The organism is Clostridium sp. CTA-17 (assembly GCF_054767895.1).
Window position 1 is genome coordinate 321,391 of the sequence record NZ_BAAABF010000001.1, and the last position, 20,599, is coordinate 341,989.

12 protein-coding genes are annotated in these 20,599 nt (G+C 29.0%); 11 read left to right on the forward strand and 1 reads right to left on the reverse strand.

Annotated features, from left to right (window positions below; all coding sequences use genetic code 11):
- Positions 1-55 precede the first annotated feature (55 nt).
- From ACYUCG_RS01385 to ACYUCG_RS01415, 7 genes are all read left to right on the forward strand, one after another.
- On the forward strand, positions 56-1,855 hold the full coding sequence (locus ACYUCG_RS01385) for a sensor histidine kinase (RefSeq protein ID WP_283704150.1): 1,800 nt from the start codon (positions 56-58) through the stop codon (positions 1,853-1,855).
- A 27-nt stretch (positions 1,856-1,882) separates the two neighbouring features.
- Positions 1,883-3,457 (forward strand): response regulator transcription factor, encoded by a 1,575-nt coding sequence (locus ACYUCG_RS01390; RefSeq protein ID WP_460267906.1) that lies wholly within the window; start codon positions 1,883-1,885, stop codon positions 3,455-3,457.
- A 78-nt stretch (positions 3,458-3,535) separates the two neighbouring features.
- Entirely contained in the window at positions 3,536-4,804 is a 1,269-nt protein-coding gene (locus ACYUCG_RS01395; protein ID WP_315632056.1) for an ABC transporter substrate-binding protein, read from the forward strand.
- Positions 4,805-4,893: 89 nt separating this feature from the next.
- Positions 4,894-5,799, forward strand: coding sequence for a carbohydrate ABC transporter permease (locus ACYUCG_RS01400; RefSeq protein ID WP_003455692.1), 906 nt, complete (start codon positions 4,894-4,896; stop codon positions 5,797-5,799).
- Between the two features lie 15 nt (positions 5,800-5,814).
- On the forward strand, positions 5,815-6,690 hold the full coding sequence (locus tag ACYUCG_RS01405) for a carbohydrate ABC transporter permease (RefSeq protein WP_003455814.1): 876 nt from the start codon (positions 5,815-5,817) through the stop codon (positions 6,688-6,690).
- Positions 6,691-6,717: 27 nt separating this feature from the next.
- Complete coding sequence (locus tag ACYUCG_RS01410; RefSeq protein ID WP_460267907.1) at positions 6,718-8,259, forward strand: glycoside hydrolase family 31 protein; 1,542 nt, start codon at positions 6,718-6,720, stop codon at positions 8,257-8,259.
- A gap of 23 nt (positions 8,260-8,282) precedes the next feature.
- A complete protein-coding gene (locus ACYUCG_RS01415) occupies positions 8,283-10,382 on the forward strand; it encodes a family 16 glycosylhydrolase (protein WP_060795695.1) in 2,100 nt (699 codons plus the stop codon).
- Positions 10,383-10,457: 75 nt separating this feature from the next.
- Here ACYUCG_RS01415 and ACYUCG_RS01420 read toward each other — a convergent pair whose 3' ends face one another.
- Positions 10,458-10,760: a Dabb family protein gene (locus tag ACYUCG_RS01420; protein ID WP_003455731.1), complete on the reverse strand. Its 303-nt coding sequence runs from the start codon at positions 10,758-10,760 to the stop codon at positions 10,458-10,460.
- Between the two features lie 146 nt (positions 10,761-10,906).
- Between ACYUCG_RS01420 and ACYUCG_RS01425 the strand changes: the two genes are divergently transcribed.
- From ACYUCG_RS01425 to ACYUCG_RS01440, 4 genes are all read left to right on the forward strand, one after another.
- Positions 10,907-14,893, forward strand: a complete 3,987-nt coding sequence (locus ACYUCG_RS01425; protein ID WP_460267908.1) for a discoidin domain-containing protein — start codon at positions 10,907-10,909, stop codon at positions 14,891-14,893.
- A 206-nt stretch (positions 14,894-15,099) separates the two neighbouring features.
- Complete coding sequence (locus ACYUCG_RS01430) at positions 15,100-16,242, forward strand: pyridoxal-phosphate-dependent aminotransferase family protein (RefSeq protein ID WP_460267909.1); 1,143 nt, start codon at positions 15,100-15,102, stop codon at positions 16,240-16,242.
- A gap of 187 nt (positions 16,243-16,429) precedes the next feature.
- The gene (gene rbr, locus ACYUCG_RS01435) at positions 16,430-16,969 is read left to right on the forward strand and encodes a rubrerythrin (RefSeq protein ID WP_060795689.1); all 540 of its coding nucleotides are present in this window, start codon (positions 16,430-16,432) and stop codon (positions 16,967-16,969) included.
- A gap of 484 nt (positions 16,970-17,453) precedes the next feature.
- The gene (locus ACYUCG_RS01440; RefSeq protein ID WP_460267910.1) at positions 17,454-20,522 is read left to right on the forward strand and encodes an alpha-mannosidase; all 3,069 of its coding nucleotides are present in this window, start codon (positions 17,454-17,456) and stop codon (positions 20,520-20,522) included.
- Positions 20,523-20,599: the final 77 nt, after the last annotated feature.

Here is a 20,599-nt window from a genome sequence, read left to right on the forward strand (position 1 = left end):
AATTTGACCTATTAATGATAAAAAATATTATATAATGTAAACGTATTGATTAGGGGTGAGAAGATTGAGATTTAAAAATATATTTATGAGCATTAGATATAAAATAATGATTATTTTTGTTCTTATAGTAATAGTGCCAGTAATTATAATAGCAATTTATTATGATTACACTTCTTATAAGAATATGAAAGAAAATGTTGAGTTACTATCTAATAAAATCGTGGAACAAACTAGTTTAGGAATAAATTATAGGATGAAAATGTTAGAAAAAGATTTGCATATGTCTGTTAATAATCAAGATATTTTAGATATTTTAATGAATATGAATAATTATGATGCTATTGAAGTTACTTTTGAAAAAGAAAAGTTAAATAAGTATTTTGATACCATAATTTATAATACGCCATATTTAGATTCAATAGTTATAGATTTATATGATTCTGAAACATTAATTTATGGCAAAGAGAAACAACAGGAAAGTTCAAGAGATAGAAGAGATTTCTTAACGGGAGGTAAATTTTATAGTACGAAAGAATATAAAGAGATTACAAGTAATAAAAATAAACCTGTTTGGATCTCTAGTATTTATGATGATGATAATAAAATATACTTAGTCAAAGAATTTAAGTATTTTATGTATGCTAAAAAGATAGGAATTATAACTTTTATTATAGATAAAAAAATGATTACAGACTATACCAATCAAGATCAGGAAAATAAAAATGTTTATGCAATAATTGATAATGATTATAGGAATGTAATAAATGGAGATTCGTACAATGAAGTTTATAAAATGAAAGCATATAAAGATGCTAGCAATAAGAGTGTAAAAACAATTAATTTTGACAATAAAGTAATATCATTTATTAAACTAGATAATAATTGGATGTTAATCAATGAAATATTAGAAAAAGATATTTTTAGTACTATTAATAAAGCAAGGGTCAGCATAATAATATTTATGATAATTGGAGCTTTAGCATCTATTGTCGCGGCATGGGTTATATCAAAAAATACTGGAAATAAGGTTGAACGTATATTAAGTAAGTTTGAAAGATTGGAAAAAGGTGATTTTACTGTTGATAGACAAATAAAATCAGAAGATGAATTTGGAATTCTAGAAAGTAAATTTAATAATACGGTAAAGGAATTAGAAATTCAGATAAAGGAAAATTATTTATGTAGCTTAGAGGCAAAAGAAGCTCATCTTAAAGCTTTACAATATCAAATTAATCCTCATTTTTTATATAATACTTTAGAAGTTATAAATTCAATAGCAGTTACATATGGCGCAGAAGAAATAAGAGAAATAACTCAAAAATTAGGAAGGATGTTTAGATACAATATAAATAGAGATGGAAGTGATATTACTACTTTAGGAAGAGAAATTGAGCATATAAATGATTATATTTATTTACAACAATTACATTTATCATATAATTTAATGGTTTTTTATGATATTGAAGAGGAATTATATGATATTAAAGTAATTAAGTTTATATTACAACCTATAATAGAAAATATAATAAAATATGCTTTTAAGGATAGGGAGTCAGATGCATGTATAGAAATAAGTGCTATTGTTATAGAAAAAGATTTTTATAAAAATATTGAAATAATTATTCAAGATGATGGGATAGGTATGAGTGAAGAGGTACTAAATCTAGTAAATAAAAATTTATATTCAAAAAAGAGCTTAGGAAATAACTCTGATGAAGTTGGTAAAGGAGGAATAGGCCTTAAAAATATACAAGAAAGAATAAGTTTAAGTTTTGGTGAGAACTATGGAATTGTGATTAATTCAGTTGAAGGTGAAGGAACTAAAATAATAGTTACTTTACCATATATTGCATAGGTTTTGTTATTTGGGGGGGAATAATATATGTTGAGAGTTTTAGTAGTTGAGGATATGGTCATTATAAGAAATGGAATAGTAGCTTTATTAAAGAAAAAGTATAATTTTGATGTTTTGGTAGCTAGTAATGGGTTAGAGGCAATTGATATATTAAATGAATTTAAAGTGGATTTTATATTAACTGATATAAAGATGCCTAAATGTGATGGAATAGGATTAATTAAGAAAATTAGAGATGAAAATTTAGAGATTCCAATAGTTATTATAAGTGGATATGGTGAATTTGAGTATGCTGAAAAAGCTATAAATATGGGGGTTAGTGGATACTTGCTTAAACCTATAGAAGATAGTGCTTTTGAGAAAACAATAAATAAGATATTAAAAGAAATAGAAGATAAGAAAAAACAAAAAAATATACTTGATGAATATAAAGGAGCTAAAGAAGTTATAAGTGAGTTAGGCACTACATTATTAATTCAAGATGCAATTTTTAGAGAAATCGATATAACTGAATTTGATGAAGTTAAACATTTAAAAGGATTAAAATTTTCAGTTGCTATATTAAATATTAATTTACAAAACAATGAAGAAAAAGCCTTTGATTATAATGATTTAAATTTAGTTAAATATTCAGCAAAGAAAATAATAAGTGAGATGGACAAAGAAAGTAATTTTTATTTGATAGATAGTCTAAATTGTGCTAATCAGATAATAATATTTTTTTATGATAAGGATGAAACCAATTTAGAAAATAATACTTATAAATTCTGTCAAAGTATTAGTGAAAACTTAAAAAAGTTTATTAAATTAGAAGTTTCTATAGGAATAAGTGACGTATCTTCAAAAATAGAAAAGAAATTATATCAACAAGCTGAAGATTATTTACAAATGAGATTTTTCAGAAATGATAGAAATGTTTTTAAATATAACAAAATAAAAACTTCAATTATTACAGATGGAATTATAGAGAGAATTGCATTAATTGAAAAATACATACAAAGAGGAGACCTTATAAATCTTAGATTAATTATAGAGAGCTTATTTGTGGTAAATGTATATGATGTAAATCCAAAATGTTATATAAGTACAATTTTAAATGAAATTATAGAAATAATTATAAAATTATATGGTTATGATGTTTATAATCTTATAAATTCAAAGATAGGATTAAGTAGGTATATTTATGAAGTTAAAGATACGGAAGCTTTGGTGAACTTTATAGTGAAGTTTATTGAGGAGATATATGAAATTAAAAATATAAAAAAAGCTAATAATGAAAATATTCCTGTTCAAGTGAAAAAGTATATAGAAAAAAATTATTCAGAAGATCTTAGTGTCAAGAAGCTAGCAGAATTATTTAATGTAAATTATTCGTATCTGTCAGCAATATTTACTAAGGAGATTGGTGAGAGTGTTGTTTCTTATATAACAAAAGTTAGGATAATGAAAGCAAAAAAACTTTTAGAAAATACCAGTGCTGATATAGGAACTATAGCAGAAAGTGTTGGATATAGTGATTTGCAGTACTTTTATAGAGTATTTAAAAAAAATACACAAAAAACTCCTATGTCATATAGAAATATTACAAAAAAAGTACAATAAATACCTAAAAAACGTCTATTATTTATAATTACACATTTTTGTATAATCAAGTAAAGAAGGTTTAAGGGGGTATTAAATATGTTTAAGAAAAGGTTTTCTATTATGTTATTAGCAGGTATTTTAACACTTGGAATGACAGGATGCGGAGGACAAGCTAATAATAGTAATGGCGCTAACAGTGGAGGAGAAGAAAAGGTTAAATTAACCTTTGGTATATGGGATAAAATACAAGAGGATGGAATGAAGTCGCTTGTAGAGAAATTTAATGAAAAAAATCCGAATATAGAAGTAGAAGTTCAAGTAACACCTTGGGATGAATACTGGACTAAGATGGAAGCAGCCGCTACAGGCGGAGAATTGCCAGATGTATTTTGGATGCATACTAATGAGTTTTTAAAATATGCAAGCAATGATATGTTAATGGATTTAAGCAATTTAGAAGGAACTAATGGATACAAAGATTATCCAGAAAGTTTAGTTAGTTTAGCAAGCTATAAGGGCGCGGTTTATGGAGTACCAAAAGATTTTGACACAATAGCTCTTGTTTACAATAAAGAAATTTTTGATGAAGCAAATGTACCATATCCAGATGAGAGTTGGGATTGGGACAAACTTGTAGAAGTTTCAAAACAACTTACAAATAAAGAGAAAGGAATATATGGATTTGCAGCAGCTCTTGAAGATCAGCAAGGATATTTACCACCGATAGCACAAGCAGGAGGGTACGTTCTTAAAGATGGAAAATCAGGATATACAGACCCAAATACAATTGAAGGATTACAATTTTATGTTGACTTAGCAAATAAGTATGATATTTCACCAACTTTAGCACAACTTGCAGATACAAATGTAGATACATTATTTCAATCAGGAAAAGTAGCAATGAGCTACTTAGGAAGTTGGAGAATGAGCTCATATGTAGCTAATAAAGATATAGCTGATAAATTTAACGTTGCAGTGTTACCTAAAGGAAAAGAAAGAGCTAGTATAATAAATGGGTTAAGCTTTGTTGGAAATGCAAGTACAAAGCATCCAGAGGAAGTTAAAAAATTCTTATCATTTTTAGCATCAGAAGAAGCTCAGGATTTACAAGCTTCAAATGGAACTGCTATTTCCGCTAGAAATGGTTCTGCAGAAGAATGGGTTAAAACTTATCCAAATCATAATGTACAAGTATTTTTGGATATGAAAGAATATTCAGTACCTGTTGCTACTTCTTTAACTAAAGCTAAATGGGGTAAAACAGAAAGAGAAATGATTAAAAAGATGATGATGGGAGAAATAACAGTTCAAGAAGGTTCAAAAGTTATTTATGATGAAATGACTAAAGATTTAGCAACTGAGTAAAATCAAAGTATATTAGTTTTTTAAGAGTTGGTTTGATGCATATAGCATAAAACCGACTCTTAAATATAAATTGATAGGGGTAGGTATTTATGAGAAGTAAATTTAAATTTAAAGAAAAATATAAAGTTTCAGAAAGTTTATGGGCATATGCATTTATAGCACCAACAATAATAGGCCTTATAATAATAAATGTAATACCTTTTTTTGATACTATATTTTTATCATTTAATAAGACTGGTGCTTTTGGAAAGATGACATGGGCAGGAGTGGAAAATTATTTAAAATTTTTTAATGATCCTACTGTTTGGCAAGCAACAAAAAATACTATAGTGTATATGCTTTTATCAGTACCTTTAGGAATATTATTGGCACTTATATTTGCAGCATTACTTAACTCAAAGATAAAAGGAAAAAGTATATATAGAGCTATATATTTCTTACCTATAGTTGTTGCTCCAGCTGCAGTAGCAATGGTTTGGAAATGGCTATTTAATACAGATTATGGTTTGATAAATTATTTATTAAGTTTAGTAGGAATAGAAGGTCCTTCCTGGTTGACAAATCCAACTATGGCTATGATATCTATATCAATAGTGACAATTTGGAGTAGTGTTGGATATGATATAATTCTAATTTTAGCAGGTTTACAAGGAATACCAAAAACATATTATGAAGCTGCTAAAGTAGATGGAGCTTCAAGTATAGTTCAATTCTTTAAAATAACAATTCCTCTTGTCTCACCAACTTTATTCTTTGTTTTAGTATTAAGGGTTATGGCGGCACTTAAACAATTTGACTTTATGTATATGCTTATAGGAGAAGGAAATCCTGCTTTAGAGGGCACTCAAACTTTAACATATTTATTTTATAGACATGCTTTTGAAATAGGCGATAAAGGATACGCTTCAGTAATAGTATTATGGACATTTTTAATAATAGCTATGATTACAGCAATACAGTTTAAAGTTCAGAAAAAATGGGTTAATTATGAATAAAGGAGGAGCACAAAAGTGAATGTTTCTAAAATTAAAAATAAAATAGCAAGTGAATATAAGATTAATGATGGAGAAAAATTTAATAATAAGAAAATATTAATACATGGTGTTTTAATATTAGGAAGTATAGCAATGATATTTCCTTTTTTATGGATGGTTTTGACTTCTTTAAAAACGTTTTCTGAAGCTATAAAAATACCTGTAACTTTTATTCCAGAAAATTTTCAATGGGATAATTATGTTAAAGCGTGGAATACATTACCATTTGCTACTCTTTTCTATAACACAATTATAATGATGTTATTTAGAATACTTTTTGCAATAATATTTAGTTCTATGGCTGGATATGCTTTTGCTAAGTTAAATTTTCCAGGTAAAAAAATATTATTTACTTTAGTTGTTATTCAGCTTATGTTACCAGCTCAAATATTTATAATACCACAATATTCAATGGTTGCTGATTTAGGGTGGTTAAATACTATTAAAGCGCTAGTTTTTCCAGGTATAGTAAGTGCTTTTGGTGTATTTTTCTTAAGACAATTTTACATGAGTTTACCTAATGAACTATCAGAAGCAGCTAAAATTGATGGATGCAATCAATGGCAAATATTTAGCAAAATAATGTTGCCACTTACAAAAACTCCTTTAATGGCTCTTTCAATATTTACAGCAGTATTTGCTTGGAGTGATTTAATGTGGCCTCTAATAGTTAATATGTCAATGAACAAAATGACTTTAGCTTCAGGGTTAGCTTCATTAAGTGGACAGTTTAGTACAGATTATCCAGTTATGATGGCAGGAGCATTTATAGCTATGTGGCCAATGATGATTATCTATTTATTATTCCAAAAACAATTTGTTGAAGGTATAGCTTTAACTGGTGGTAAATAATAAAAATATATTTAAGAGGTATAGGTTATGAATAATTTTAAAAAATATATATTTGAAATGTTAGAAGATGAATATTGGTATGGTCCAATAGTTAATGATGGAGTTAAATATCCATTGAACAATAAGTCAGCTTATGAAGCTGACTTATATCCTAATGCCAGTCCAAATCAAGCTAACACCATATTGTTTTCTAATAAGGGTAGATACATATGGTGTGATTGTGGATTTAAATTAAAAGTATTTGATGGGGTAATAGAATTATATAGTAAATTTCAGGAGCCAAGATTATATTGTGCTGGATCAACTTTAAAAGAAGCTTTTTTAGATGCAAGTAATAGATTTATTAAACCAAATGGTATTGTTCCGCCAGAATTGTTTTTTGCAAAACCTCAATATAATACATGGATAGAGTTACTTTACAATCAGACAGAAGAAGGAATACTTAATTATGCAAATAAAATTCTAGAAAATGGTATGCCTAATGGAATAATAATGATTGATGATGGTTGGAGTGACTATTATGGAAAATGGAAGTTTAGCAAAGAAAAATTTAAAGATCCTAAAAAGATGATAGAAAAATTACATGAGTTAGGTTTTAAAGTTATGCTTTGGACATGTCCTTTTATAACTCCAGATACTCAAGAATTTAGATATTTAATGAATAAAGAATTTCTAGTTAGAAATCAAGATGGAGAAGTTTCTATTAAAAAATGGTGGAATGGATACTCAGCAGTTTTAGATTTAACTAATCCCAATGCCGTTAAGTGGTATTGTGATCAAAATAATTTCTTAATTAAAGAATATGGAGTAGATGGATTTAAATTTGATGCTGGAGATGCGAATTTCTATAGTGAAGATGATTTAACTTATGGAGAAATAGATGCTAATGGTCAAAGTAAATTGTGGGCTGAATTAGGAGTTAACTATGAATACAATGAGTTTAGAGCATGTGTTCAATGTGCAGGACTTCCTTTGGTACAAAGGTTAGCAGATAAAAATCATAGTTGGGAAACTAATGGGGTTGGTTCACTTATTCCTAATCAGTTAATACAGGGATTATTAGGATATGCTTATACATGTCCAGATATGATTGGAGGAGGAGAATATCTTAATTTCTTAGAAAATAGTGAGAATTTAGATCAAGAGTTATTTGTAAGATATGCTCAATGTGCAACATTTATGCCTATGATGCAGTTCTCAGCAGCTCCATGGAGGGTTTTATCAAAGGAAAACTTTAATATTTGTAAAGATGCAGCATGGAAGCATGTTAAATATTCAGATTATATATATGATTTAGCAAAATATGCAAGTATTACTGGGGAACCTATTGTTAGGTATATGGAATATGAGTTTCCAAATGAGGGATTCGAAGGAGTTAATGATCAATTTATGTTAGGTAGTAAGTATTTAGTTGCTCCAGTAATTAAAAAAAATTCTAATAAAAAATTAGTAAAGTTTCCAAAAGGAATATGGTTAAGGGGGGATAATGGTAAGGTATATGGTCCAACAACAAAAGAATTTGAAGTACCATTGGATAAAGTATTATTTTTTGAAAAAATAAGTGAATAAATAATATTTCAGGGGGTAAAAAGATGAAGAAAAAAATTGCTTTGGCTATGAGTTTAATTTTAGGATTCTGTGTATCTACTCCAGTTTGGGGAAAAGAATTAGTAAAAAGAGATTCTAATATTATAGAGTTAGAGATAGAAGCAGAATCAGGTAATACAAATGGCTCTGTAAAAGTTGAATCAGGATTTTCTTGGGCATCAGGTCAAAAGAAGGTTGGATGGTTTAAAGACAATGAAAGTAATAACTTAATTTTAAAAGCAAATAATATACCAGAAGATTATCTATATGATATGGATATTGTATTTGAATCAGGAGAAACTAGACATTTATGTTATAAAGTAAATAATGGTGAGAAAAAAGTTATTTATCCATTAAATTCAGGGGCGTGGAATAAACCAAGTGTACAACAGGAGAAAATAGAATTAAAAAAAGGAGAAAATGAAATAAAGTTCTTTGCTGATTCATCATTAGGATATGGACAACATGGAGCAAATATAGATAAAATTATTTTAAGAAGAGAGATGTCTATAAGAATGCAGTTAAAAGTAAAAATAGATGAAGCTCAAGAGCTTTTAAATAATTCTATAGTAGGAGATAATCAAGGAGAGTATCCAGAAAATGCCGTTGAAAAGTTAAAACAAGATATAAATAGTGCTAAGAGTGTATATAATAATGAAAATACAGATGATTCTAAGTACCAAGAGGCTATTAATGCCTTGATATTAGGTATTACTACATTTAAAAGTAGTGTAAATAGAGGTGATTCTAAGCCAAACCCATCAGAAAAAGAAGGATATAGATTAATCTTTGAAGACAATTTTGATGGAGAAAAATTAGATGAAAGCAAGTGGGTAAATAGTTATTTAACTTCTTGGGCAAGTAATCCAGAAAAGGCTAAGCCTGTTTATAAAATGAAAGATGGAAAACTTTCTTTAATATTAAATGAAGATACTGAGCCATGGTGTCCAGAGTTTGATGGTGATACAAGGGTAACTGGGTTCATGACAGGAGATAGATCAGGACTTCATAATTGGACAGGAAATAATACTGTACTTAATCCAACTGAAAAAAATATAACTAATATAAATAAATATGGTTATTATGAGATGAGAGCTAAGATGCAAGTTGGTGGAGGTATGCATACTGCTTGGTGGATGACTGGATTTGAGGATAAGCCAGAGCAGAGTGCAGAAGTTGATATATTTGAGATATTAGGAAGAAATCCAAATGAAATTCAATCTACTAAACATGCATGGAAAGATCCAAATATAAAGAAAGAACATTTGTCATTTACTCCTAAGAATGTTGACTTAGCAAATGAATTTCATAATTATGGATTAAAGTGGACTCCAGAGGAAATGATATTTTATTTTGATGGACAAGAATATGGTCGTATGAAAAGTGATATTGACTATCCTATGACTATGCTTATTTCTTTTTATGAAAAAAGAGGGCCATCATGGACAGGTCCTTTTGATCCTAGTATTCCATATCCAAAAACTTTTGACATTGATTATGTAAGAATATACAAAGAAATTCCAAGAGGATATGAGAATATAAAGGAAGATAGCTTAGAAATTATTTCTCAGGATGAACAGGTAATAGATGTAATACCAGGCGAATATGAAATCGTAAATAATGAGATTAAAGGAACACCTTCATGGGTTACTTTAAGATATAATGATGGTACAGATACGCAGCAATGGGTTAAATGGGAGCCTATAACAGAAGAAATAGAAAAAAAATTAAATATTCCTGGAAGTGAATTTTATATAGAAGGAGAAATAATGGGATTAGCTGATAATTTAATAAATGGAAGAAAAGCTAAGCTCAAAGTAAAAGTTTTAGGAGAAACAGTTTCTCCAGTAAAAAATTTTTTAGCTGAATCAGTGAACAAAAATAGCATTAAAGTTAAGTGGAATTCACCAGAAACAGTTGGAGGATTGGAAGGATATGTTCTTTTTAAGGATGGAAAAAAGGTAGCTGAAATATCCCAAAATAATTTAGAGCACACTTTTAAAAATTTAAATAGACATACGATTTATAATTTTAAAATAGCTGCCAAATATTCAAATGGAGTTTTATCTTCAAAAGAATCGGTAACAGTTAGAACTATAAGATAAATGTAATTTTGATAGTCCCCTCAAATTAAATAAATAAAAACAACCTAGATAGAAAAATCTAGGTTGTTTTTTTATTTATAGTTCATAATCTACAACAACTCTTGATGATGCTACTTTTTTTACAAAAGAACCTGCTTTAACATGGTCAGGATTCTTTTGATATGAATCTAAATCCTCTAAAGAATTAAATGTTGAATATAAAACTACATCATAAGCTTGTTCTGATTTATTAACATCTATTCCTACTTCAATATGAACTATTTCATTAATTTTTTCTTTTAAATCTTCTAGTGAGTTTTTTATTATTTGAGCGTTTTCAGCTTTAGAGTTTCCTTCAGCTTCATCTTTTAATTTCCACATTACTATATGCTTTATCATAAAAATCATCTCCTAGTTTAAATGTATCTATATAAATTAATTATATAATAATATTTTCTAGAATAAAAATATATAGGAAGTTTTTTTTATTAACTTATTAATGATATGACAAAAGAATTTTTAAAATATCATAGGGGGGATAAAGAATGAATAAAAGGAAAATAGGAGCTTTGCTCTGTGGAATTTTTATTGCAAATTTCATAGGAAGTTCTGCTACGATTACAGTTAAGGCAAAGGATAAAGTTGATGATTTTAAAGAAGAATATGTGAACTTAGCTTTGGAAAAGGATGTAAAGGTTTCAGGTTTGGAGTCTGCTAATAGCTGGAAAGGGGATAAGGCAGTAGATGGAGACTACATTACGGAAGATTCAAGATGGTCAAGTGGAGAAGTAACTTCAACAAATCCTCAATGGTTAGCTGTGGATTTAGGAGATGAATATGTTATAGACCATTTAAATATAAGATGGCAAAACTTTGCCTATGCAACTGAGTTTAAGATTCAAAAATCTTCAGATAATAAGAATTGGACTGATATAACAGGCATTTTAACTAATCCTCTAGGTAAAAATGAAGCGGATAGAAACAAAGTTAATAGAATTGATTTAGAAAATGAAGAAACAGCAAGATATATAAGAGTATTAATAACTAAGAAAAATCAATGGAAGAGCGTAAGTATTAGAGAATTTGAAGTTATGGGTTATAAACTTTTTAAGGGGAACGTAGCTGAAGGTAAGGAAACAAAGGCATCTGCTGTAGAAAATAATAATTCAAATTGGGGAGCTAATAAGGTAGTAGATGGAGATAAAACAAGTGATGATTCTAGATGGTCAAGCCCTTCCATGCCAGTTATACCTACTGATGATAGTCACCAATGGGTTTATATTGATTTTGGGAAAAATCTAGATATTGAAAGTACAAAGATTCATTGGTATAAGAAGGCCTTTGCTGAAGACTATAGCATTGAAGTTTCTGATGATGGTAAGGAATGGAGAGAAATTAAAAAGGTAACTCATGATTCAGGAAATAATATGAATATGGTTGATGAGATAAATTTTGACAACAAAGAAAATGCTAGATATTTAAGAGTTTATATAAGAGAGAGAAATGCTAATGCATATAATAATGTCTCTATACGTGAGATAGAAGTTTTGGGAGAGGAAAAAATAGTACCGGATTTTACTCCTTCTTTAGAACAAATTGCAAATGGAATAACCTCTCTTCCAGAAGTGACTATAAGTGACGAAATGATTAAATTGCCAGAAGTGCCTGAGGGATTTGGAATTAAATTAAAAGGAAGTGAATTTGAAAATGTAATAACTCACGGAGGAGAAATTACTGATTCCAATATAGTTGATAGAGATGTAAGTTTATTATTTGAAATATATAAGGAAGATGAACCAGAAAAGACTGTGGAAAAAAGTTTGACATTAAATATACCAGAAAAAACATCTTTAAATGAGGAATTTTTCCCTAAGGTGGATAATGGAAATAAAGAGCCAAAGGTTATTCCAAGCCTTCAAGAATGGTATGGCTTAGAAGGAAACTTTAATTTAACAGAAGGGTCAAGGATTTTAATTAATGATAAAAATAATGTTGACTTAATGAAAGTTGCTAAGCTTTTTAATGAAAGTTTAAAGGATTTTAAAGGAATTGAATTAGAAATAGTGGAAGTTTCTTCAGATGAATCAGTTAAAGAAGGTGATATTTATATAGAGTCTCAGCTAGAAGATAAATATGAGGTTGGTAAAGAAGGATACTTTACTAAAGTTCAAGATTCTATAAAGATTTATTCAAGTTATTATACTGGTGCCTTATATGGTACAACAACTTTACTTCAAATATTATGGCAAGATGAAAATCACAGTTCTATTCCATGTGGAGTTATAAGAGATTTCCCTAAGTATGAGATTAGAGGAGCTATGCTTGACGTGGCTAGAATGCCAATGAGGATGGAGTTTTTAGAGGACTATTCAAAGATATTATCCTGGTATAAGATAAATGAATTCCATATTCATTTAAATGATAATCAGTGGGCTCCTCAAGGTACTAATTTTAATAAACCTGAAAATTGGGATTCAGTTTATAGTGCATTTAGACTAGAAAGTAAAAATCATCCTGGACTAAAGCCTAGTAATGATGATTTGAATGATCCATATTACACTCAAGAAGAATTTGTGAACTTGCAAAAAGATGCAATGAATAGGGGAATGGAGGTTGTTCCAGAAATAGATACTCCTGCACATTCACTTCCTTTTACAAAATATAATAGGGAAAAAGGAACACCAATAAACTCAGAAAAGTATTGGTTTGATCATATTGATATAGATAATCCAGAGGGAGCTAAATTTATAAAGGGATTATTTGATGAATTTTTAGATGAAGAAAATCCTGTATTTTTAGGAGATACAGTTCATTTAGGAATAGATGAATATGATACGAGAGTTGGAGACAAGTTTAGGAAATATGCAGCAGATATGTCTCAATATTTAATAGATAAAGGTAAAACACCTAGAGTTTGGGGTTCTTTAAAACCATTTAATGGAGAAACAATGTTACCAAAGGATACAATCATAGATGTTTGGAGTTTAGGATGGGAAGATCCTAAAGCTAGAATTGATGAAGGATATAAATTAGTAAATGTTCCTCAACCATATACCTATATAACACCATCAAGATGGCATAAGGATTTTATGAATACTCAATATGTATATAATAATTGGGAGCCAGTTCAGTTCGATGGAAATATATCTTTACCTTTAGGAGAGCCTAATCTTTTAGGTGGAAAAATGGCTATTTGGGGAGATGAATCAATGGAAGGAATAGTCGAAATGGACTTACATGAAAGATTGCTTCCAGCTGTTGCAACTATTGGTGAAAAAACATGGAGAGGAAATAGAGAAGATAAAGATTACACTGAGTTTATGAAAATATTTAACTCTCTTGATGAAGGACCTAATACTGAAGTTTCAAGAGAAGTCGAAAGTAAGAGTGATATTGTTTTAGAATATGATTTTAAAACTTCAGATGGAAGGGATACTAGTGGTAATGCATATAATGGAACAATTGAAAATGGAGAGTTTAAAGAAGGCGAGTCAAATAAATATTTAAGTTTAAATGGAGAAACAGTACTTGAAACTCCTTTAAAAGCAATAACTTATCCATATACAGTTTCCTTTGATCTTAAGGTTGAGGAATTAGGTAATGTAATGAATATTTTTTCAGGTTATGAGGGAGAGTTAAAAGTTTTAGAAGATGGAACTTTATCAATAAGAAGAAGTTTTTATGAACAAAATTTTGATTACAAACTACAAAAAGATAAGTGGACAAATATAACTTTAGTTGGTACTTTTGAAAATTTAGCTTTATATGTTGATGGAGAGTTTGTTCAGCAACTTCATAGTAATAGAAAGCATGATAATTCTATAGTAAGTGGACAAGAATTTTATACTACTTTCGTTCTTCCACTAGAAAAGATAGGAGAAGGACTAAAGGGAGGAATAGACAACATCAAACTATATAATAGAGTATTATCTGATGAAGCTATAGGAGGAGAAAAGAATTCTAAAGTCAATTTGGCTTGTGGAAAGGATGCATATTCTTCTTCAAATGATTTATTATACACAAATGAGTGGAGAGCAACAGATGGTAATATTAAAAATGAAGGCTCTAAATGGGTATCAAAAAATTCTGATAATCAATGGCTTATGGTTGATTTAGGAAAAGTTACTGATATAAATGAAGTTTTAGTAAGATGGAATAATCCAGCAAGTGAATTTTCAATTGAAATATCAGAAGATGGTGAGAACTGGAGTAAGATTTCAAGTGTAACTAATAATTTAGAAAATATTAATAGTATAGAGTTTGGAAAAGAAAAGGCAAGATATGTAAGAGTAAATTGTACTAAGAGAACTAATAATTCTCCATATTCAATTCTTGAATTAGAGGTATATGGTGAACAAGAAAAAGCAGATAGTTTACAAGGAGATTTTAATGAAAATGGAAAGATAGATTTAGGAGACTTAGCGTTAGCATCTAAGTATTATGGAAAAGAAAAAGAAGAATGGGATTTAGATGGAGATAAGGTTATAGGTGAATATGAAATTAACTTTATATCAGAAAAAGTTTTAGGTTAAATTAAAAAGAATTAAATTAAGAGTTGGGATGTATTAAAGGTAAATATGAAAACTTATAAAAGTGTTTATTTATGAGTTTTATTGACTGGTTGCTTTTATATACATCCCTTTTAAGTTTTTACATTGTATCGATTCTATTGGTGATTTTGAATAGTTGTGTTATTTTTTATACAAGAGAAAAATGAGAGTGTTTGGAGGAATGAATTATGAATTGTAATAAAATTATTTATACACCAGGTCCTACTAATTTAAGAGAAAATGTAAGAAGAGCAAGAGCTTTAAAAACTACAAATCCAGATGTTGATGTGGATTTTGTTGAGTTTTATAAGGAAACTTGTGATAGATTTGGAGAAATTATAAATACTAAAAATGATTGCTATATACTTTCTGGAGAAGGAATTTTAGGATTAGAAGCTGCTTGTGCATCCTTAACTGAAAAAGGAGATAAGGTTTTAGTAATTGATAATGGCTTATATGGAAGATGGTTTGATGGTTTTGTAACCATGTATGGAGGAGAGGTAACTTATTTTTCAGGAGATTATACTAAAGAGATTGATGTTGAAGCTTTATCTAAGTTTTTAGAGAATAATAATGATTTTAAATATGCCACAGTTGTTCATTGTGATACTCCAACGGGGGTATTAAATCCTGTTGATAAAATTTGTCCATTACTTAAGAGTTATGGAATTTTGACAGTTGTTGATTCTGTATCAGCTATGGTAGGAGAAGAATTTAAAGTGGATAAATGGCAAATTGATATAGCCCTAGGTGGATCTCAAAAGGCATTTTCAGCAGAGCCAGGACTTACTATGGTTAGTATAAGTGATGATGCAAGAAAGGTTATGGAAAATAGAGAAACACCTATTGTAGGTTTTTATTGCAATCTGAATATATGGAAAAATTATTACAAAGATAAGTGGTTCCCATATACAATGCCAATAAGTGATATTATTTCTCTTAGGGTTGCTATAGACAATGTTCTAGAGGAAGGAAAAGAAAAAGTTATTGAAAGACATAGAAAAATTGGAGAAGCAATTAGAAAGGCAGTAAAAGAATATGGGGTAGATTTATTCTTAAAAAATGGATATTCAAATACAGTTACAGCTGTGGAAATACCAGAAGAAATAGGTGCTTTAAACTTAAGAAACCATCTAAATAAAAAATATAATGTACTAATGTCAACATCTTTAGATAAATATGAAAATAAATTATTAAGAATTGGACACATGGGGGAAAATGCAAATATAGAAGATTTAACTTATGTTCTAAATGCTATAGACAAGGCTTTAAAAGATTTAGGATTTTCAAGTGAAAAACATTTAGATAAATTATTTATAGAAAATATTTAGTTTTATTTATAAATTTTTAAGGTGAATTTTATTAAGTTTGTATAATGAAAACTTTGTTTTATTTTAGCTAAAAATTTTAGCCTCAAATTTAGAATATAAAACCTCAAAAAGGGAAAAATTAAATTGTATTGATGTTTATTAGAAATAAGATCGATAGACTATAAATTTAAATTTTGAGGTGGAGTTCATGGATTTAAAAGGAAGTAAAACAGAGAAGAATCTTTTAACAGCCTTTGCTGGAGAGTCACAAGCTAGAAATAAATATACTTTCTATGCAGAGAAAGCTAGACGAGAAGGATACAATAAGATAGCTGATATCTTTGAAGAAACTGCTCACAATGAGATGGCTCATGCAAAGATTTGGTTTAAGTTTTTAAATGATGGTACAGTTGGAGAAACTGTAGATAATTTAAAAGATGCAGCTGGTGGAGAAAACTATGAATGGACAGATATGTATGCTGAATTTGCTAAAGAAGCAAGAGAAGAAGGATTTAATGAAATAGCATTCATATTAGAAAAAGTAGGAGAAATAGAAAAGCACCATGAAGAAAGATATTTAGAATTACATAATCTATTGAAGAATGGTGAAATATTTAAAAAAGATGAAAAACAATTATGGAGATGTCAAAACTGTGGATTTATTTTAGAATCAACAGTAGCACCAGAAAAGTGTCCTGTTTGTCATCATCCCAAAGCATACTTTGAACTAGTTTGCGATAAATTCTAATTATAGTATTTAATAAGGATTAAATTATATTGTTTTATAGAATTAACTTCTTCCGCAAATTAGCATATTACCTATAAAAGATTTATTTTAATCCTTTTTAAATAAATTGAGATCAAGGTTTAGGTTTTAAGATTTCTTCCTAGCCTTGGTCTTATTTATTTTATGACTTTTTATTTATTTTTAAGATAAAATTAAAAAGTTTTATTTGAATGTAACTTGAATTATAGAAAACCCCTAAAAATTAAACAGTTAGAAAAGATAATATAAATTTAATAGTCAAATTTATAATTAAAGAGATTTTAAACTATTAAAAATATGAACTATAAAACTAATATTTGTCCACTTTACACTTAATTGCTTATAAGATATCTTTAAAATATAGAATTTAGATGAATCGAAAGAAAAGAAGCCCATTAATTTGATTATTAAGGTATGATTCTAAGATTTATTTTATGATTTTTAAATTTATCAAGGGGTGAGATGAATGTTATTTCAGATAAATGAACGCAAGAATATTGTAAACGGTTTGTGTGAAAAGCTAGAAAAGGCAATATACAATGTAGTTGCGCCTTTAGAAATAGATATGTATATAACTAAGGAGCCAGTAAGTTATGAAAATAGACTAACTGGAGAGTATAAAAAAGGAGTTATAGGAGAGTCTTGGGGAGAACTTTGGGACTGTGGTTGGTTTAACTTTAAGGGAGAGGTACCTGCAAGTTATGAAGGAGAAAAAATTGTTCTTTTAATAGATATAAGCGGAGAAGCTTTTGTGGTAGATAAGAATGGAAATCCTATGAGAGGGCTTACAACTTTAAATTCAGAGTTTGATTTAAGCTTAGGAATGCCAGGTAAGAGAGAGGTTCCTATGTTTGAGAGAGCGCAAGGTGGAGAAGTTATAGATATATGGGCAGATTGTGCATGTAACGATTTGTTTGGTAAATATCGAGATAATGGAATTATAAAAGATGCATATATTGCAACTTGTAATGAAGAAGTAAAGGCTCTTTACTATGATGTAGAAGTTTTACATGAACTTATGAATCAATTACCAGAAGATAGTGCTAGATATCATACTATATTAAGTGCTCTTTATGAAGCATCAAAGGTATTAAGTATTAAAACTGGAATGAGTGGATGTGATTTTTTAAAGGATGGAGTTGTTACTCAACAGGAAGTTACAATCTTAAATGAAGAAGAAGTTAAAAAAGCTAGAGAAATCTTAAAGAAAGAATTAGACAAAAAAGGTGGAGATCCTTCACTTTCAGTTTCAGCTATTGGACATGCTCATATAGATTTAGCTTGGTTATGGCCAATAAGGGAAACCATAAGAAAGGGAGCTAGAACATATTCAACAGTTTTAGCCAATATGGAAAAATATCCTGAGTATGTATTTGGAGCAAGCCAACCTCAAATTTATCAGTGGATGAAAGAATACTATCCAGATTTATATGGAAGAATTAAAGAAAAAATAGAAGAGGAAAGATGGGAAGCTCAAGGAGGTATGTGGGTTGAACCAGATACTAATGTTCCATCAGGAGAATCTTTAGTAAGACAATTATTATATGGAAAGAGATACTTTAGAGAAGAATTCAAAAAAGAGATGGATACTTTATGGCTTCCAGATGTATTTGGATATTCAGCAGCTCTTCCACAAATTCTTAAAAAGAGTGGTGTAGATTATTTCATGACAATTAAATTATCATGGAACAATCATAACCAATTCCCACATCATACCTTTGTATGGGAAGGATTAGATGGAAGTAGGGTATTATCACACATGCCACCAGAAGGAACTTATAATAGTTCAGCTGCACCAAGGGCTGTTGCTAAGTCAGAGAAAGCCTTCTTAGATAAAGGCTTATCAGATGAATGCTTAATGCTATTTGGAATTGGTGATGGAGGCGGTGGCCCAGGAGAAGAGCATTTAGAGAGATTAAGAAGAGAAAGAAATATAAATGGAATAGCTCCTGTTAAGCAAGAACCTTCAAGCAATTTCTTTAAGAGAATAGAAAAAGATATAGATAAATACAGTGTGTGGAGTGGAGAGTTATACTTAGAGAAACATCAAGGAACTTACACTACACATGGTAAGAATAAAAAATATAATAGAAAGATGGAAATAGCTCTTAAGAACTTAGAGTTAGCAGCAATGCAAGCTAAAGTTTTAGGAAAGGGAGAATATCCTCAAGATGAAATAGAAAAAGTTTGGAAGGAAGTTCTTTTATATCAATTCCATGATATTTTACCAGGGTCATCAATAGGCAGAGTTTATGACGAGTCAGTAGAAGCCTATGAAAAGATGCTCGCTAAGGTAGAAGGAATGACTGAAAAGTTATATAGAGATATTTTAGAAAGTGCAGATAGCAAAGAAGAGGGAGCTATATTAATGAATTCTTTATCATGGAGTAGAGAGCAATGGATTAAGCTTTATGATAGATGGACAAGGGTTAACTTAAACTCTTTAAGTGGAAAAACAATAAGAAAAGAAGAAATTGAGCCATATTGTGAAATTTCAACTTTAAAAGTTTCAGAAACTAACTTAGAAAATGGATTAGTTAAAGTTGAGTTTAATGAAAATGGAACAATTGCAAGAATTTTTGATAAAGAATTAAATAAAGAAGTCTTAAGAGATGACAAAGGAAATGAACTTAGAGTTTATGAAGATAATGGAGATGCTTGGGATTTCTCAGGAGTTTATGAAGATAGACCATCTGAAATTTTTGAGTTAGTAAAATCAGAAGTTATTGTAGATGGACCAAAGGCAACTATTAAGCAAAATTATAAATATGGAGATTCTACTTTAGTACAAGAAATAAGCATTTTAGAAGGTAGTAAGAGAATCGACTTTAAAACAAAGGTTGATTGGAAAGAAAATGGTAAGATGCTTAGAACATCTTTCAATACTAATGTTTATACTAGAGAGGCAGATTGTGAAATACAATTTGGTACAATAAAGAGACCTACTCATGGAAATACTTCATGGGATATGGCTAAGGGTGAAATATGTGCTCAAAGATGGATAGATTTATCACAAAGGGATTATGGAGTTGCTTTAATAAATGACTCTAAGTATGGACACAATGTTTCAGAAACTAAAATAGACCTAAATCTATTAAGAAGTCCAGGATATCCAGATCCAAATGCTGATAGAGGAGAGCATGAGTTTACTTATTGCTTATTCCCACACAGAGGAGACTATATCGAAGGAAATGTAGTTCATGAAGCTCATGAAGTTAATGCTCCAATACAAGTAATTTATAGTGAAAACTTAGGTGAAAACCTAGTTAAAGAAGCAATGGTTTCAATAGATTGTGAAAATGTAATAATTGATACAATTAAAAAAGCTGAAGATGGTGACCAAATGATAATCAGATTATATGAGTGTCATGGAGAAGATGCTAAGGCTAAAGTTAATATAAATCTTCCATATGAAAAGGTAGAAATGGTTAACTTAATAGAAGATAGCATAGATGAAAAAGAATTAAACAAAGAAACAATGCACCTTACATTTAAACCATTTGAAGTTCATACTTTAAAAGTAACATTAAAGTAATTAAGTATTTAAAGCATATTGAAACTTTTATAGAAGTTTAAGCTTTAAAATATAATTAAGAATTTAAGTAATATTTA

Excerpts from the sequence above, each read along its gene's own strand:
- ACYUCG_RS01390 (WP_460267906.1), top strand. The coding sequence starts at position 1,883 with ATGTTGAGAGTTTTAGTAGTTGAGGATATGGTCATTATAAGAAATGGA.
- ACYUCG_RS01395 (WP_315632056.1), top strand. The coding sequence starts at position 3,536 with ATGTTTAAGAAAAGGTTTTCTATTATGTTATTAGCAGGTATTTTAACA.
- ACYUCG_RS01400 (WP_003455692.1), top strand. The coding sequence starts at position 4,894 with ATGAGAAGTAAATTTAAATTTAAAGAAAAATATAAAGTTTCAGAAAGT.
- ACYUCG_RS01410 (WP_460267907.1), top strand. The coding sequence starts at position 6,718 with ATGAATAATTTTAAAAAATATATATTTGAAATGTTAGAAGATGAATAT.
- ACYUCG_RS01415 (WP_060795695.1), top strand. The coding sequence starts at position 8,283 with ATGAAGAAAAAAATTGCTTTGGCTATGAGTTTAATTTTAGGATTCTGT.
- ACYUCG_RS01420 (WP_003455731.1), bottom strand. The coding sequence starts at position 10,760 with ATGATAAAGCATATAGTAATGTGGAAATTAAAAGATGAAGCTGAAGGA.
- ACYUCG_RS01425 (WP_460267908.1), top strand. The coding sequence starts at position 10,907 with ATGAATAAAAGGAAAATAGGAGCTTTGCTCTGTGGAATTTTTATTGCA.
- ACYUCG_RS01430 (WP_460267909.1), top strand. The coding sequence starts at position 15,100 with ATGAATTGTAATAAAATTATTTATACACCAGGTCCTACTAATTTAAGA.
- rbr (WP_060795689.1), top strand. The coding sequence starts at position 16,430 with ATGGATTTAAAAGGAAGTAAAACAGAGAAGAATCTTTTAACAGCCTTT.
- ACYUCG_RS01440 (WP_460267910.1), top strand. The coding sequence starts at position 17,454 with ATGTTATTTCAGATAAATGAACGCAAGAATATTGTAAACGGTTTGTGT.